The following is a 14649-nucleotide window of genomic DNA, read 5'->3' on the forward strand; positions in this document are numbered from 1 at the left end:
GACCGGACTTTGGCCGGTACTGGCAATCAGGTGAGCGTAGAGTTGGCCCCAGTCAAAGGGGCCAGCACTTCCCCCTGTTCATTCACTGGCTGCGCCTCCATGCCGGATGCACTCATCACGGCGTTCAGTACCTCGCGCATGTTGCGTAGGTCCAGCAAGCCGGCCACCTCCTCTCGCGGCATGTCCGGGTAATTGCGGCGCAGCGCCGCGTGCGTGGCATCGATCACCGTCGCAATACTGCCCCGGTCCATGCCACCGGCGACGATCGCATTGATCCGATCCAACAACTGCTCCAGGTCACCCAACGACAGCGGCGGAATAACCAACGTCTGACCCGGGAACGGGTAGCTGATGCCCGGGATGTTCACGGTGCTCATTCGTTTGCACTCCAGTAACACACCTCACCGAACTCATCGGCATAGCCGGTGAACTCAAAGTCCGGAATGGTGTAATCGTCCTGCTTGGTAGCGATGCCCAGCTTGTTGCTGACAAAATTGGGCACCCGCACATAAATGCTTTTGCCCTTGTATTTCAGGATCAACTCACCCTGGAAAACCGGCATGTCACCCATCGGCAAATTGCGCACCGACAGGCTCTTGCCGGTCTGCACAGTGTAGCGATAGTCGATGAACACCGGCGTGGCGACATCAGCCGCAGCGAAACCGTATTCGCCGGTCGCCACATCAAAGGTGTACTGCCCAGCGGTCGGCGCACTCAGCACGCGCACAAGCGGCACCGCGCCCGCGCCACGCACGCCCAGATCACCCGAGAGCGAGCCCCCTGCCGGTGGGGTCACGATGATCTCGGCGCCGACCGGAATAGCGGTCGGGGTCGTTGCGTGATGGACCAGCACCTGGCCAGTCGTCAGGGTCTGACCGAACACCAGCTGGTTCCACTGCAACAAGCTGATCTGCGCCGATTTCGCTTTGCCGGTGAGCTTACCTTGGCCGCGTGCCGCATCGACCGCGAACTGCTCACTGCCAAACAGCTCCTTGGAGTCGAAGGACAGATCGACCGATGCTTCCTGCATGATGCCCAGCAGGATGGGTGTCGGTGCGGAGATGGCGTTGCCGAAGGCGTCCATCAGCGGGGTGGCATAAAACAGCCCGCTGCCGAATGCGATTTGCATGGTTGTGTTCCTCAGTAAAAGGTGGGGCCGGAGGTCAGATCGCCGGCGTTGCACAGGTAGGTGAAGCGGTAACGCACCATGCAGTTGCCTGCGGTGTTGTCGCCCTCCTCTTCTATCCAGTCGATGTAAAAGCGCTGTACGCGATCCGCTTCGGGAAACGCGTCTTCTGCCATCAGCACCGCATGCACAGCGACCTTAACCAGGTCAGCGACTTGATCCCACGCCTCCCTGGTCACGGTGTCTTCACGGGCAAGAATTTCCACCGACAGCTCGAACTGATTGCGATCCACCGTGTGGCTCTCACGCTCGGTGGTTTCAAGATCCGGGCGGATCACGATCGCCGGGGTCTGCTTGCGCGTGAAAGCCTCGGTGCGGCTGCGAAACACCCGATCTTCGGCCAACGTACCGGCGGCCAGAATCAGCGCCTGCGCCCGCTGGACGATGCGGTCCTGTATCGAAGGCATGATTAAATCTCGGTGAGTGAAACGAGACTGAATGCCCCGTCATCGATCATCAGGCGGTCGCGCACCCTGTAAGCAACGCCGCCGACCTTGATCAGTTTTCCGTTGTCGATAGCCAGCCGCTGAGCCTCGGCGGTGATGACCAGGATCTCGTAAAAGGTCGACTGGCTGTTGATGCCGGCCATGGCCCGGATCTCATCCGGCATATCCCGAACCGCCAGAAACGGCTGGCCATCGACCAGCCCGCCGGCATCGAAGTCTTCGAGGAAGCCCGCGAGATCTTCGTCAAACATCAGGGCCTTCCTTGGCCGCTCCGCTGGACTTGGTCGGTGCCCCTTTCTGTTTGATCTCCAACAACTGGTTGCGAAAACGGACTGCCACATCATCGGGCAATTCGACAGTGCCACCGACGCCGATCACTGCGTCGTTGTGGTCGCGAAAGGAACCCGACAGCACGGTGTAGGATTTATTCGTCATTGGACGCCCCCGCCTTTCGTTCGAGCTTGGTCACTCGCTGCGCCAGGGCCTTGTCCGGTTCGCCGGGGATCACGATTTCCTCCCCGACCTTGAATTGCACGGGCTGGATGATGGTGTAGCGCCCTTTTTTGATCTGCTCCAGGCTGTGTGCTCGAGCACTGGCCTGCGCATCGGTCAGGATCAGTTCACCCCCATACAGGGTGATGGGTTGATCCACACGGTATTTCGGCATGGTGTTGTCCTCTGTGAGATGAACGCCGGAGGCTTACACCAGCTGGTTCAGGACGCCGTACTGCCAGCGACCGAACCCGACGTTGCGCCAGGTATCGACGCCGTATTGGTGCGCATCGTTGTCGAACTCGAATTCCGATCCCTCGGCCTTGGCTTTCATCACCACGTCCGTTTCCTGCTGACGGATGAACGCTTTCAGGCGTCCGTCAGTACGGAAGGTGACAAACTTGTCGGTCCAGGCATTGAGACGCACGTTGCCGATCACCCGCACGGTGACATTGTCCGGCATGACGATTTCGCTGATGTTGGTACCGCGCGGCACGGTCAAGGCCGACTGGGCGACGCTCAACAGGCTGAAAGGCACCATCACCAGAAATTCGCGCGCCAGTTCGTTGATCGGCTCACCCTGGTCGTCCTTCAGGCTGGTGAGCTGAGTCACCGACTTGGCCACTGCCTGCTGGAACTCTTCAGGGCTTGGCCGGCTCGGGGTGCCATGCAGGGTGGCACTCAGTTCGCTGATGTCGGTGGTGATCCTGTTCGACTGCACGCCGCTTTTGCCTTCCTCGTGGTCAGTGTCGAAGAAGTACTGGCCGTCGTAGCAGACCTGGCTTTCGCCGTTGAGCACCAACGCGGACAACAGGCGCGCCCAGTGCGAGTTGGTGCGGTCGGCCAGTTCACCGAGGCGGATACGTAGTTGGCCGGTTTTGTCACGGCGCAACTCTTTGACCAGGACTTCGATGGTGGCCTCGAAGTGCAGGTTCTCGATTTCGAGGTCAGCCGAAATAAAGCCTTTGGCGTGACGCCCGCCGATCCACTCACGCAGGGTCGGCACGCTGCCGATCCAAGGATAGGTTTCCTTCGCCTGATCGGAATCGAACAAGTTCGACAGCAGATCGATCCAGGTGGCCCCGGTGTTCTGCTCGAGCAGTTCGTAGAACGTGCCGATGACGGCACGGCTGGAAAGTACTTCAGCACCCATGGGTGATTCTCCTGATGAAGGTGGCGATCGAATGTTTGATTACGCGGCCGGAATGGCCTGCGCGGCATACTTGACGATGCCGAGCCCGCTGCTGGTAAATCGGTGGATATGCCCGACCAGGCTGTTGTTGAGGGCGGTCAGGGTGAATGCGCCGCTGTCGCTGGCATACACCAGCTTGCCGATGTCGGTCACTGCGAGGCCCGCGATCGGCACCTCGATTTTGCCGGCCTCACGCAGACGCACACGCAGCGCACCGGCAGCGCCAAGGCGGTTGTCGGCATTGCGGTCAGCAAAGCCGACAAACAGGTCACCGGCGGCGAGCGGCCGGGCCATACCATTGACCGAATTGATCCCCACCGCCGAGCCTTCAAAAATCTGGACGGAGCCGGCGACGGGCAGTTCATTGATGTCCCCGGTCTCATACGAGCGCGGGGTATCGAGGAGCAGAGGCATGGGTGTTCTCCAGAGCCGAAAAGTTGGGGGGTTAGGTGCGCGGGGTTACTTCTTCAGGACTTTGATCAGCCCCTTGTCCTCGGCCTTGCGGTACGCGTGATAGGCCTCGAAGGTGCCGAACTCGGCGCGTAGATCCTTATCGCCGTCCCATGTCGCCTTGGCGCGTTCCTCAAGCGGCGCATCCGCATCCTCTCCCTTGGATTCAGGGGTTTTCGGCGGCTCGGGAGTTCCGGGTACCGGTGCCGCTGCGTTACTGCGAATGTTCGCCAGGGCTTCGGTACGTTTGGTTTTTTCGGCGCCAATCACCTGGGCTGCCGCTTCGGCACCGCTGGTCTTGCCATCGAACTTGAGGCTGGCGATCAGCTCTTCATGACCCGGCAAGGCCGCCGCCTCGACGGCCTTGATGCGGTCGCATTCGGCGCGGGCGCCAGCAGCGTGTGCATCGTGCTCCAGGGTGGCCAACAGCTCCGCATGGTTAGCGGCCAGGTATTCACGGTTGATGACGGGCTTGTCGCCTGGCTCGGTGCCTGGCTTCGTCGCGGTGGTAGACATTGATCGATCTCCTGATGAGGTGCTGTTCAGTTCAGCGATAAGGGATTCAAGCGTGGATTCACGGTCGGCCATGCCCAGGTCAACGGCGTCAGCGCCAATGCGCATGTCGCCCTGGCCGAAGTCGGCCAGGACGTTGTCGACGCTCACGCCGCGATAATTCGCAACGTCTTCGATGAAGATGCTGGTCAGGCGGTCAACGTGGTTTTGGGCCAAGACCCTACCCTGTTCGGTGGCAAAGTCAGGCCGCTTATTCGGGCTCTGGCTGCTGACAATTTCGACGCTGCCGTCATCCTTGTTGGTGCGTACGGTGAGCACCGTTCCGATCGAGCCCACCGCGCCAGTGCGGCTCATGACGATTTCGTGAGCGGCGGCGGCCATCCAATAGCCGGCGCTGGCCGCGTTGCCCGACACGTAAGCCACCACCCGTTTGGGAGAGGCCCGAATCATCTGGGCAAATTCGGCGATGCCGCTGGCCTGGCCGCCCGGCGTGTCCATCACCAGGATGATGCTGTCGGTGCGCGGGTCATCCACAGCGGCGGTGAAGTCCTTCGCCAGCACGTCCAGCGAAGTCGCACCGGACAGCGCGGTGAACAAGTTCGCGTAACGAAAGACCGGCCCGGTGACCGGGACTAGCGCCACATTGCCGCGCTGGGTGACCGTGCGACTGTTCTGCAGCGGTCGCCCCTGGCGTGCCTCGACGGCCTCTGGCCGTTCATGTTCGCGGCGGGCGATAGCGGCGATGGTGTGGAGCATGTCCGGGGTGATGGCCCAGGGCTCACGCGACACCAAGTCGAACGCCGTCACCCGGTGCCCCGTAGGTGGATCGGTTGGGTTGTCGCTCATGATTAAGTCCGTTCAGGTAAATCGGGGTTTTGTGGCGGGCCATCGCCGGGTGGTTCAGCAGGTGCTGCCGTCAATCCATCGGCTTGGCGCCGTTTGACTTCCACGGCACGCTGTTCGTGGTTTTCTTCCCAGTCGCTGCCGTCGTACAGCATCGACTCCTTGGCCAGCGTGCTGACGCCGATATTGATCCGCTTTTCTGCCGCATTGATGTCTTTGAGCGGGTCCACCGTGCCCGGTCCGTCGCCGACCCACAGCGAGCCGCAGTAGGCATATCGCAACAGCGGGTGATCAAAGAAACCTGGGGCATCGACATCGCCATGGGCGACCGCTTCCTCCAGCCAGTGCTCATACACCGGCTGGCAGAAGTCGTTGCCGAGGAAGTCGCGGCACCCACGGATAAACTGCCAAGCCTCCATCACTGCCGCGCGCGCGGCGGTGTAGCTGGCAGTGAAGTGCTTGATCAGCACCTCATACGGCAGCTCCAGGGCCATGCCGATCTGCCGGAGCATCGCCAACACGAACGGGTCGAACGCCAGATTGGGACGACCCGGCGCGGCGGTATCGATTGAGGCGCCGTCGTCCAGCTCGGCGACGATGCCGCCGCTGAGCGAACCGTCCCAGCCGCCCGACTCACGACCGGCCGGACGATCACCGCCCACCGGCGTATTACCGGTCGCGGCCGACGCCAGCGGGCTGAGATTGCCGCCTGTCCCGGGCTTGATGAACACCGCGAAGAATGCCGACACTACAGCGGCTTCCAGCTCCGCATCGGTGTAACGATCGAGTTGCTTGAGTTTCTCGATCACCGGCGTCAGATACGGTACGCCGCGCGGTTGGCCCACACGGCGCCGCCGGTACAGGTGCAGCAACACCCGACTGCCACGTTCGTCGAAGAACGGCCGATCATCCCACTTGCGTTCTTTGACGCCCAACGCACCTGGGTGGCTGCGCATGATGTGCGCCTTCAATGGCTCGCCATCGGCATCACGCTCAATGCCGGAGGTCAGCGTCTCGGTGTCCGCTTTGTTGTCCGGGTTGCAGACGCGATCGCCTTCAATCAACTGCAAGCACGCCGAGTAGTGCTGACCGGGCCGCTCCTTGTGCGTCAGCAGCGTGAACACATCGCCACTGCTCAACACCGAACGCCAGGCCAGATCCTGCAGGCCGTAAAAGTTTTGCTCCCGGGTGATGTCGCAGGCCGTGGTTTCTGCCCACGATCGAAACAGCGATTCGGTGTTGCGCTGCCACTCACGCGCCCGCTCTTCATCCCAGCCCAGGATCTGGCGGTTTACCATCGACTTGAGTGCTAGCCCGGTACCGACCGTTTTGGTCACCACCGTATTGATCGCCCCGCCGCCGATGGGGTTGTTGCGCTCCAAGTCGCGGCAGCGCTCCCGCAGGATGGGCAGGTCGGGCAGCAGATCAGTAGCAGCGCTGCCCGCCGTAGTACGCCAGGCACTGAGCGAGCGCTTGCCCTTGGAGGCCCCGCTGTAACCGCCCAGTGCCGTCATCGTCATGCGCGCGTGCATGCGCTTGGCACCGCGCTCGGGGCTGAGCCAACTGATCGCTTTGTCCAGCAGCGAGGGCTCAGGAACCTTCGGCGCGCGGCTCATAACGGTGTGATCCCGCGCAGGATGATGCCGCGAGGCCGACCGCTGGTCAGACGATCAACCTGCCCTTGCCAATAATCGATCATCCGGGTGATCTCCGCCGCGTCGGCATAGTTCAGTTGGCGGGTGCCAATGCGGTAACTCTGCTTCTGGCTGACTTTGATGCTCGCATCGAGCCAGGCCTGCAGCTGGTTCTGCGCTTGTTCCAGTGTGATGGCCATATTTAGTTCCTGCGTTGGGAGAGCACGCGCATTGCGCTGCGGCGCCCAGAAACAACTCTCCCGCCAGCAGACGGGAGATCGGTAGGTTCAGCGGATGGTGGTGTTGGAGGTTTTTCCGGCGCCGTTGCGGGCTCCGGACCCTGCTCGGCCTCAGGCTCCACCGGCGGCGAATCGAACAACCCGCCCTGTCGGATCTGCGCGTCCAATGCTGCCCAGTCGTGTTCATTCAGCAGATGCGTTTTCAACGACCGGGCTGCATGCAGCGCGTAGGTTTCGCAGTCCGTCCCCTCGTTCGGCTCGCCGGCCTTCTTCTGCCAGACCTTGCGGTAGTGATACCGCCGACTGGGTGCCTTCACTTCGGCGGTGATCTGCCGGAAGTAGTCCGGCCGCACCGTCTTGTAAAAGTGCATCCGGCCAGGACCATCGCCGGTCAGCGGCAGCCGACCTTCGATCCACAGATCCTTGGCCCGAGACGTGCCGACGATGTAAGGCCGCAGGCCGTACTTCGAGGCCTTTTGCTCTTTGTCGGTGTCCACGCCCTGCCGGGGCGCACTGAAGATTTCCTTGCGCTCATCATCACGGGTGTTGCCGCGCTCACTCGCCCCCTTGATCGCCATCACCCCACGTTGCTGATGCTTTCGACAAAACGCATACGCCGCATCCTGGGTGGTGGTGCCATCGGAGGTGTCCAGCGAAACGGCCAGCACCTTCAACTTGGCGCCGCAGGCGTGGGGAATCGGCGAAAACAACAACTTCTCCAGGTCAAGCCAGACGCCCTCATCCGGCAACACCACTTGACCGTGGATCTCTCCCCAATAGACCAACCAGGACTCCTCGCCCCGGCCCCAGGCGCGGATGATGATTGCAAGCCGGTCATGCTGGACATCGACGCCGGCCGTTAGGACCAGCCCGCCCATGGGGACGAACAGCTCGGAATAGTCTTCAGCCCGCTCCGCCAGTTTGTCAGCTTCTGGCAGATCCGATTTGTACTCGTAAGCCCGACCCTGCTTCTGGTTGACGAACTTGATCAACAGGGACAGGTCGCCCATTTCAGCCCGGTGCTCGGCATTCAGTTGCTCGCGCACAATGTCCGCCAGGCTGGTACCGGGCAGGCAGGCATAGAGTTCGTTCAGTTCGATGAAACCGGCACGCCCGGCAAAGGGTTTGGTCGGCACCCAGCCGCAGTACGAATCACCGGCCTCGATCGCGTTAAACACCGTATTGCGGATGTTCTCTTTGCGCTGGTAGTCGTCCCAAATTTCCCCGCAGTGCGGACAGGCGTAGCCGGCAGTTTCGGGATCCGCACGGCCATAGATTTCGTGTGGCTCTGTTCCCTCGGCAATGTCGAGGTACTTGATGTGCGCGAAGTCCAGCACATGAGCCTGGCCGCAGCTGTGGCAGGTGATCGGCAGCACCCGGCAATCGGTCTGCGCCAAACGCGCTTCGGTCTTGCTCGCGCCCTTGATTGCCGGTGTTCCACCCACCAGCATTTTCGAGCCCGGGTAGCGTTTGCCGCGTTCTTCGAGCAGGGCGATCGCATCGCCCTGTCCCTTCACGTCGTCGCTGGTGTCGTCGGGTTCCTCGACCACCGACAACCCCACGGACGACGTCGACTTGACGTTGCCCGGCGAGTTCGACGCCACCAACTTGAGGAAGCCACCCGGGAAGCTTTTGTGATCCCAGCGGTTGCCGGAGGTCCGGCTGGTATCGACCGGCATCAACTTGTTGACCTCGGTGTTCGCAGTCACTCCGTGCTTAAGCTTCTCATCGTGGAAGTTCTTCCCGTCTTTCTCCTTGGCAAACAGGATCATGATTGGCCGAGGCAGGAACTGGACGAACTTGAACAGGTAACCGATCAGGAACCAGGTCCAGCCGATCTGAGCGGCCTTCATCAGGTCGACTTCGCTGACACGCGGATCGTCCAGCGCGGCGGCGACACCGAGGAAATACGGCGTGTAGTGGAAGTCGTAGAGGCCGTGCAACACGCCGCTTTCGGCGGGCAGGTAAAACTTGGTGCTCAAGTACTCCGCTGTCGGCACGTCACGCGGCGGGTTGAACTTCCCCGCGGCTGCCAACAAGCTCCGCGCCAAGTTTTCGCGCGTAGCCTGCAATTCGCTCGGTTGTAGGTCCAGCAACTTTGGCCACCACTGATCGATCTACCGTGAGTTTCTGCACGTTCTCGATTTCCTGAATAAGTCGTTCGACACCGCCCAGGTACTCCCGGTTGGCAAAGCCAGCCCAGTCGGCCAGCACACGTTCCGCTTCCACGCTGGGGATCAGCGACCGCAATTTCTCGTGATACAGCAGACGACCGTTCGCGGCCTTGACCCGCCCTTCGTCGATCCGCACGGCGTTGAGCTCTTCCAACTGACTGCCCCCACGCCCCGCTGCCTTGTTGCGCAGGTCGCGGATGTAAGCGATGCGGATTTCGTCCAGGCTGGCCGACTGCCAATCGCTGACGCCGATTCCCTTCAGCACATCACGGGCATTGCGCTCGCTCATGTCCAGGTGATCAGCGATTTCACGTTGGGTTGGCATGCTCGACTCCAAGGTCTGGACTAGGAAGCGGAACCCCCTATGTCGGGTTGAATCTGCAAAAAGATCGGGGTTCGAATTACCCCATTCCCCCAGATCGCCGGAAGGACCCATTGAAAAAAGGGATGAGGCCTCGATCCGTTCCCGAAGCGTCCAAGGTCTCAGTCGCGAGCCATCTCGCGCGCCAAGGCGCGGCGGAACAGCGGCTCGAACTCGGCCGCGGCGACACGGTTGGCCACACCGTAGAAGTCGAAGCGCCGCCGATAGGTCGGGCGTTTCACAAAGATCAGGATGGGCCGCGCACCGTTGCCGACGCGCTGCCAAATACCCAACGGGCCAGTGCCGTTGCCTGGGCGACCGGCGAAATAATCAGGGGCGTTGCGATTGCGTCGTTTGCTGCGGGCCGTGCGGTTGGCCATGAAGCCTGACACACGTTCGGCAGCGCCAAGCGCCGACAGTATCTGAACGATCTGCCCTCGGCTGAGGTTGCCGCTGCCATCGATGCGGGCACGCCGACCGGGCACTGCGTACATGTCGGCCGGCATCAGGCCGTAGTGAATCAGTGCCTTCTCGAATCGCTTGTGTGGACGATTGCCGCCATCGATATGCACCGGCAAGTACTTCGAGGCTGGCACACCTGAGCTGGCCTCATCCTTGACCCATACACGGGCGAACAACCGGGTGGCTGTGGCGCTTCGCTTGTAGATCGAGTTCAACGTCCAACGGGTGGGACGATCAAACACCCGGGCGATCTCGGCTTTCTCGGCGATCTGCACTCGCTCGGCGGTGAAGGTCAGCGCCTTGGCCGCAGCAGTGGGTACCTTGTTACGGCTTAGCCCTCGCAGGCCTTTCACGATCTTGTCGATGTTGTCGCGCATCTCCAGCCGCATCATTGCCCTGGATCGCCGCCAGCCGCCGATGACTCGCTGACGCCCAGGCGCTTGGCGGCCCATCGCTCGTACAGCCCGATGGCGACATCAGCGCCGGCCATGGCGGTCAGACACCCCAAGGCTCCGGCTGTCCAGATCGACATGCCGGCGCCGATCATCAACATCATGGCCGACACGCCGCAGACGATACAGGCACCAGATCGCAGGGCCAGGCGCCGTAACAACACCCAGCCTCGCGCCCCATCCTTGTCCGCTCGCCACATCTCTCCTGACACACCGCCGACCAGGGCCAGAACGATCACTAACCAGATGGGCATCTCTGCCAGCGCTTGCTGCTCGTTCGTCATCGCCCTACCCCATAAACGCAAAAACCCGACGCAATGGCCGGGTTTGGTGTGTGATGCCTGCCGCTCTCTGCGGTCGCACCTATCGAAGATGACTACTTTTTACAGGTGGATTTTACTGGCAGCAACCCCACTTTAATGCCACCCGGTGAATATGTGGGTAACGCAGGGTGAACACCTAGCGAATGTCGGCGAATACACCACCTCGGCTATCTGCTCTTCTTACACTGTCCTACCTGTCCTACTATTCTACGTCGAAGTAGGACAGCTGAGAGCCCCGAACGACGGGGCTCTGCCCCACTGTCCTACTTTATTTACTCCTTTCTCGTGTATAGAGAAAAAACTAAAAACACGCATGCGCGCCACAGGCGCGAATGCTCACGCGCTACGCTCATGTGTGCGTGACAGGGGTGAAAAGGTTGGACAGTAGGACACGCCAGCAACGACGCGGCCTGCGCTTGTCCTACTACGTAAAATCGCAGCAGGACAAGGCCAGACAGTAGGACAGGTTTAGTCGGAGTGTCCCCGAAGGTCATGCCGCTTTCCCCATCAGTAGACCTTCAATACACACATGTGCCTCATGCAGGCGTAGGTAATAGGTCCGCACACTACATCCGCAGTGCAACATCTTTTGCGAGAGAAAGCTGTCGTGATTGCAGTAGTGCTCCATCACTACCAGGGCCAACTCCGGCGCCAGGTGTTTGTTGACGATCAACTCGATATCCGCCGACTCGTCCAGCAACACCCGACTGCCGCGTGTGCCACGGATCAACTCCCCCTTGCATTCCATCAGCATGGCAATCATGTTGCCCCCACTCGCGCCACCGTAGTTTTCGGTCATTGGGGTGTGCAGATCCTGCGCCCAGAGCTTGAGCATTTCATCGATACGCTTAATCAAAACAAGGCTCCTCGATCGGTGCCTGCGGCAACGCAGAAGAACGCCCCCACCCGTCCGGCTTCTGGTAGGCCCACGGTCGTATCCCGCTTTTGGCCAAGGCAGGCAGGCGCTTCTTACGCCACCCAAGGCGATGCATGATCGCCCCGACGCGCATTTGCTCAGGCTTGCTCCAATGTCCGTAATCTAGCTTGAGGGCTTGGCTCAAGATGTCGTTGCCGGTCGCGGTTTCGCCAATCTGCGACTCCTCCAACCAGGTCAAGATCGGTGCCTCCCACTCGTCCACCACAAAGCGCTCGTCCTGGGCTTCAGTGAACATCCACGACTCGTCTTTGGTCACCCACCAGATATCGCCGGCCTCATAGCAAACAACCGCCTCAGCCCACAGCTGGTCGCGAATCTCACGGAGTTTTTCCAGATCAACCATGTTGCAGTACACCGGCCAGTAACGTCGGTTACCGGTGGCGTCCTTGAGGTACTCTTCTTGGTTGGTGGTGCCCACGAACACACACTGGCGTGGCACGTCGTTTGTTCGGCGGCCGTAGCTCTCGCGATAGGTATCGGTGGAAGCCGAAAAGAACTGTTTGGCCTTGGTACTCTCGGCCTTGTTGAAGCTGTCCAGCTCCCCCAATTCAACCAGCCACTTGCCGCGAATCGCCTGAAAACTGTCCTTGTCGCCGAGGACAAATGGCGTGTCCATGAACCACTCGCCGCCGAGAATGCCCACCGCCGTGGATTTACCTTCACCCTGCCCGCCTTCGAGGATCATCACCGAGTCGGCCTTGCAACCCGGTTGCATCACCCGAGCCACCGCCGAAATCAGCCAGCGTTTGCCGACCTTGGCTGAGTACTCACTGGACTGAACGCCCAGCACGTCGGTCAACCAACGCTCCAAACGAGGGACGCGGTCCCATTCAAGTTTTCTCAGATAATCGCGCACCGGGTGAAAGGTGTGGTCATGGGCGACCACACTCACTGCCTCGATCACATGAGACGCCTTGACCCGCAGGTTGTATTGCTGCGCGAGCCATTTCATCACCCGCATGTCATCAATATCCGCCCAGTCGCCGACACCGCCGCCATACGGTGCGGCCCGCAGCTTGATGATCTTCGAACTGAACACGCTATACCCGATAACGCCGGCCCAGCGTTCGTCATTGCCGAGGATCAGCTCGACGTTCTGCATGTGCGCAATCAATGCTCCACTTTCACTGCGCGCCAACTGATCCTTCCAGCCACCCGCTGCGGGTGGTTTGACCACCGCCAGCAGCTGGCGACGGACCGCGTCCAAGCCTTCGGCGACGTGCAGGTCATTGAAGTCGGTCCACTTGTCTTCCCGCTCGCCAGAAAAGATTGGAGCGACCACCTGACCACCGACAACCAACGCGGCGTTGTTGGCCTTATCTTCACCTGGGTTCCAAGGGTCGCCATTCGGACGCTTGGTCTTCCAGTCATCATCGCGGCAGACGATCAGCGGGCATCCGGGAAAACGTTCGCGCATGGCCTTGCAGACCACCAATAGGTTGCCCGCGTCGAACGCGATGGCCACCGTCAACGATGTCGCCATGTGCAGGCTGGCGCCCGTGGCGTAGCCCTCACACACCAGTACCGGTTCGCCCGGCTCTGGGTGCGGGCCAATCAGGTGAAAGGCGCCCTCTTTCGACATACCGTAGGGCCAGTAGGATTTATCCCGGCCGGTGTCTTCCTGCTTCACCGGAAAGATCACCTGCAGGCCGACAATTTGGTCCCGTACGTTGCACATGGGCACCAAAAACGCGCCGGAGCGCGGTGCGTAACGAACGCCGAATCCGACGATCTGCTTTCGATCCAGATAGTCGCTGCGGCCCTTCTCCGGCATGCGCTTGAACAGCCCCGCTGCCCGGTTCGCCGCTCGACGTGATGCATTGGCGGCAATCTCCGCCGCCCGGCGCTTCGCATCTTCTTGCCGAGCGCGCATGACCTCGCGCTCTTCAGGTGACATACGTCCGGCCTTGACCTTGATTTTCTGTGTCTCGCCCGAACGCCAGTCACCGAAGCTGCCGAAGATCAGCGTTTCGCCCTTTTCTGTTCGGTATTCGTGGACGACATACCAGCCGTTCTTTTCCTTACCTTTGTCCTGCGTTGTTTTGCACCGAGTCAGCTTGCCAAAGATCAGGGGCTGTTCGGGTTCGAGACCGTAGTCCGCGAATTGACCCAATACCTCAACGAGCATGACGGGCCTCCAACGACTCATCAATGGACTGGCAGATCACGCACTGGCTGCAGCCCGGGAGGGCCAGTCGACGAGCCTCAGGGATTGGATCATCGCAGGCTTCGCAGAACAGGAAGGAATGCGCTGCCATAACAGGCTTTGCGGCGGCACGAGCGGCCAGCGCCTGATCGATGCTGTCTTGAACCAGGTCGTTAGCGAAGTCGACGAGGTCAGTCATGTTCAACACCCCGCGTTGTCTTGTTGACGTAGCAGGCACGGTTGAACATCCCCAGCAATCCCTGAATACCACGAAAAACCTGCAGGCGAATCGCGGCCAGCTCGTGGTCGGTCACCACGCCGTCACCGATGCTCTTGGCCCATGTCTCAGCCAAGTCCGCCACCTGACGAAAATATTCAGCAATGCCGGTGGTTAGTGTTTCAGGCATGTCGTTGGTGTACGCCTCAGCCAATTCCTGCCAGGCCGTATCTCCTACCAATGCATGCACCGCATCGAGAATGCGGCGGTCCTTGGTCAATTCCAGGATCTCGCCAAACTCCTGAATATTCACCGTATGGCTCGGATGCGTGGGTGAGAGTTTGTGCTGCAGTGTGGTGGGATTTCTGCCGGTGGTAGCGGCGATTGCAGCGGCACCGCCGGGGTAGTCCCGAGCAGCATGGTAAAGTGCGAGATCGAGCGGCAGGACTTCCCGCTGCGCCCGTTCGATACAACTCAGAGCGATTCGGCTCATGGCATTAATCCTTGAAAGTTGCCAGTGCCTCACGACATGCAGTGGTGATACATTTGTCGTGTGGCTTGAAAGTGCCCAAACGCCGGCGA

General features: G+C 60.7%; 19 protein-coding genes. All 19 read right to left on the reverse strand.

The genetic code is table 11. The features are described from left to right. Positions 1-26 precede the first annotated feature (26 nt). Positions 27-377, reverse strand: a complete 351-nt coding sequence (locus tag CKW21_RS27085; protein ID WP_095196928.1) for a hypothetical protein — start codon at positions 375-377, stop codon at positions 27-29. Further along, positions 374-1129: a hypothetical protein gene (locus tag CKW21_RS27090; protein ID WP_095196929.1), complete on the reverse strand. Its 756-nt coding sequence runs from the start codon at positions 1127-1129 to the stop codon at positions 374-376. Before CKW21_RS27090 ends, CKW21_RS27085 begins: the two co-directional genes overlap by 4 nt. 11 nt (positions 1130-1140) lie before the next feature. Beyond that, positions 1141-1593 carry a hypothetical protein gene (locus CKW21_RS27095; protein WP_095196930.1) on the reverse strand — a complete coding sequence of 151 codons (453 nt, stop codon included), beginning with the start codon at positions 1591-1593 and terminating at the stop codon, positions 1141-1143. 2 nt (positions 1594-1595) lie between these two features. Then, a complete protein-coding gene (locus tag CKW21_RS27100) occupies positions 1596-1883 on the reverse strand; it encodes a hypothetical protein (protein WP_095196931.1) in 288 nt (95 codons plus the stop codon). Next, positions 1876-2067 carry a hypothetical protein gene (locus CKW21_RS27105; protein ID WP_095196932.1) on the reverse strand — a complete coding sequence of 64 codons (192 nt, stop codon included), beginning with the start codon at positions 2065-2067 and terminating at the stop codon, positions 1876-1878. Before CKW21_RS27105 ends, CKW21_RS27100 begins: the two co-directional genes overlap by 8 nt. After that, positions 2057-2299 (reverse strand): hypothetical protein, encoded by a 243-nt coding sequence (locus CKW21_RS27110; RefSeq protein ID WP_095196933.1) that lies wholly within the window; start codon positions 2297-2299, stop codon positions 2057-2059. Before CKW21_RS27110 ends, CKW21_RS27105 begins: the two co-directional genes overlap by 11 nt. 33 nt (positions 2300-2332) lie before the next feature. After that, positions 2333-3277 carry a Mu-like prophage major head subunit gpT family protein gene (locus CKW21_RS27115; protein WP_095196934.1) on the reverse strand — a complete coding sequence of 315 codons (945 nt, stop codon included), beginning with the start codon at positions 3275-3277 and terminating at the stop codon, positions 2333-2335. A gap of 39 nt (positions 3278-3316) precedes the next feature. Continuing rightward, entirely contained in the window at positions 3317-3730 is a 414-nt protein-coding gene (locus tag CKW21_RS27120) for a cytoplasmic protein (RefSeq protein WP_095196935.1), read from the reverse strand. Positions 3731-3775: 45 nt separating this feature from the next. Then, positions 3776-5125, reverse strand: a complete 1350-nt coding sequence (locus CKW21_RS27125; protein WP_095196936.1) for a S49 family peptidase — start codon at positions 5123-5125, stop codon at positions 3776-3778. A 2-nt stretch (positions 5126-5127) separates the two neighbouring features. Next, positions 5128-6738 (reverse strand): phage portal protein, encoded by a 1611-nt coding sequence (locus CKW21_RS27130; RefSeq protein WP_095196937.1) that lies wholly within the window; start codon positions 6736-6738, stop codon positions 5128-5130. Beyond that, positions 6735-6956 carry a DUF6148 family protein gene (locus CKW21_RS27135; protein ID WP_095196938.1) on the reverse strand — a complete coding sequence of 74 codons (222 nt, stop codon included), beginning with the start codon at positions 6954-6956 and terminating at the stop codon, positions 6735-6737. Before CKW21_RS27135 ends, CKW21_RS27130 begins: the two co-directional genes overlap by 4 nt. Before the next feature lie 2 nt (positions 6957-6958). Then, entirely contained in the window at positions 6959-8977 is a 2019-nt protein-coding gene (locus tag CKW21_RS27140; RefSeq protein WP_170948746.1) for a phage terminase large subunit family protein, read from the reverse strand. Between the two features lie 19 nt (positions 8978-8996). Further along, positions 8997-9494, reverse strand: coding sequence for a hypothetical protein (locus tag CKW21_RS31320; RefSeq protein WP_141233036.1), 498 nt, complete (start codon positions 9492-9494; stop codon positions 8997-8999). A gap of 158 nt (positions 9495-9652) precedes the next feature. Then, positions 9653-10384 carry a hypothetical protein gene (locus CKW21_RS27145; RefSeq protein ID WP_095196940.1) on the reverse strand — a complete coding sequence of 244 codons (732 nt, stop codon included), beginning with the start codon at positions 10382-10384 and terminating at the stop codon, positions 9653-9655. After that, positions 10381-10728 (reverse strand): phage holin family protein, encoded by a 348-nt coding sequence (locus CKW21_RS27150; RefSeq protein WP_095196941.1) that lies wholly within the window; start codon positions 10726-10728, stop codon positions 10381-10383. Before CKW21_RS27150 ends, CKW21_RS27145 begins: the two co-directional genes overlap by 4 nt. 529 nt (positions 10729-11257) lie before the next feature. Then, on the reverse strand, positions 11258-11623 hold the full coding sequence (locus tag CKW21_RS27155; protein WP_095196942.1) for a hypothetical protein: 366 nt from the start codon (positions 11621-11623) through the stop codon (positions 11258-11260). Next, positions 11616-13832 carry a VapE domain-containing protein gene (locus CKW21_RS27160; protein WP_095196943.1) on the reverse strand — a complete coding sequence of 739 codons (2217 nt, stop codon included), beginning with the start codon at positions 13830-13832 and terminating at the stop codon, positions 11616-11618. The genes CKW21_RS27155 and CKW21_RS27160 overlap by 8 nt, the downstream gene beginning before the upstream one ends. Next, complete coding sequence (locus tag CKW21_RS27165; protein ID WP_095196944.1) at positions 13822-14049, reverse strand: TraR/DksA family transcriptional regulator; 228 nt, start codon at positions 14047-14049, stop codon at positions 13822-13824. The genes CKW21_RS27160 and CKW21_RS27165 overlap by 11 nt, the downstream gene beginning before the upstream one ends. After that, entirely contained in the window at positions 14042-14560 is a 519-nt protein-coding gene (locus CKW21_RS27170) for a phage regulatory CII family protein (RefSeq protein ID WP_170948747.1), read from the reverse strand. Before CKW21_RS27170 ends, CKW21_RS27165 begins: the two co-directional genes overlap by 8 nt. Positions 14561-14649 lie beyond the last annotated feature (89 nt).

It is taken from the genome of Pseudomonas sp. Irchel 3A7, assembly GCF_900187565.1.
Classification (GTDB): domain Bacteria; phylum Pseudomonadota; class Gammaproteobacteria; order Pseudomonadales; family Pseudomonadaceae; genus Aquipseudomonas.

Coding starts and splice junctions, on each gene's coding strand:
- CKW21_RS27125 (WP_095196936.1), bottom strand. CDS start 5,125: ATGAGCGACAACCCAACCGATCCACCTACGGGGCACCGGGTGACGGCG.
- CKW21_RS27145 (WP_095196940.1), bottom strand. CDS start 10,384: ATGATGCGGCTGGAGATGCGCGACAACATCGACAAGATCGTGAAAGGC.
- CKW21_RS27160 (WP_095196943.1), bottom strand. CDS start 13,832: ATGCTCGTTGAGGTATTGGGTCAATTCGCGGACTACGGTCTCGAACCC.
- CKW21_RS27085 (WP_095196928.1), bottom strand. CDS start 377: ATGAGCACCGTGAACATCCCGGGCATCAGCTACCCGTTCCCGGGTCAG.
- CKW21_RS27120 (WP_095196935.1), bottom strand. CDS start 3,730: ATGCCTCTGCTCCTCGATACCCCGCGCTCGTATGAGACCGGGGACATC.
- CKW21_RS27095 (WP_095196930.1), bottom strand. CDS start 1,593: ATGCCTTCGATACAGGACCGCATCGTCCAGCGGGCGCAGGCGCTGATT.
- CKW21_RS27110 (WP_095196933.1), bottom strand. CDS start 2,299: ATGCCGAAATACCGTGTGGATCAACCCATCACCCTGTATGGGGGTGAA.
- CKW21_RS27100 (WP_095196931.1), bottom strand. CDS start 1,883: ATGTTTGACGAAGATCTCGCGGGCTTCCTCGAAGACTTCGATGCCGGC.
- CKW21_RS27130 (WP_095196937.1), bottom strand. CDS start 6,738: ATGAGCCGCGCGCCGAAGGTTCCTGAGCCCTCGCTGCTGGACAAAGCG.
- CKW21_RS27135 (WP_095196938.1), bottom strand. CDS start 6,956: ATGGCCATCACACTGGAACAAGCGCAGAACCAGCTGCAGGCCTGGCTC.
- CKW21_RS27105 (WP_095196932.1), bottom strand. CDS start 2,067: ATGACGAATAAATCCTACACCGTGCTGTCGGGTTCCTTTCGCGACCAC.
- CKW21_RS27165 (WP_095196944.1), bottom strand. CDS start 14,049: ATGACTGACCTCGTCGACTTCGCTAACGACCTGGTTCAAGACAGCATC.
- CKW21_RS27170 (WP_170948747.1), bottom strand. CDS start 14,560: ATGAGCCGAATCGCTCTGAGTTGTATCGAACGGGCGCAGCGGGAAGTC.
- CKW21_RS27150 (WP_095196941.1), bottom strand. CDS start 10,728: ATGACGAACGAGCAGCAAGCGCTGGCAGAGATGCCCATCTGGTTAGTG.
- CKW21_RS31320 (WP_141233036.1), bottom strand. CDS start 9,494: ATGCCAACCCAACGTGAAATCGCTGATCACCTGGACATGAGCGAGCGC.
- CKW21_RS27115 (WP_095196934.1), bottom strand. CDS start 3,277: ATGGGTGCTGAAGTACTTTCCAGCCGTGCCGTCATCGGCACGTTCTAC.
- CKW21_RS27090 (WP_095196929.1), bottom strand. CDS start 1,129: ATGCAAATCGCATTCGGCAGCGGGCTGTTTTATGCCACCCCGCTGATG.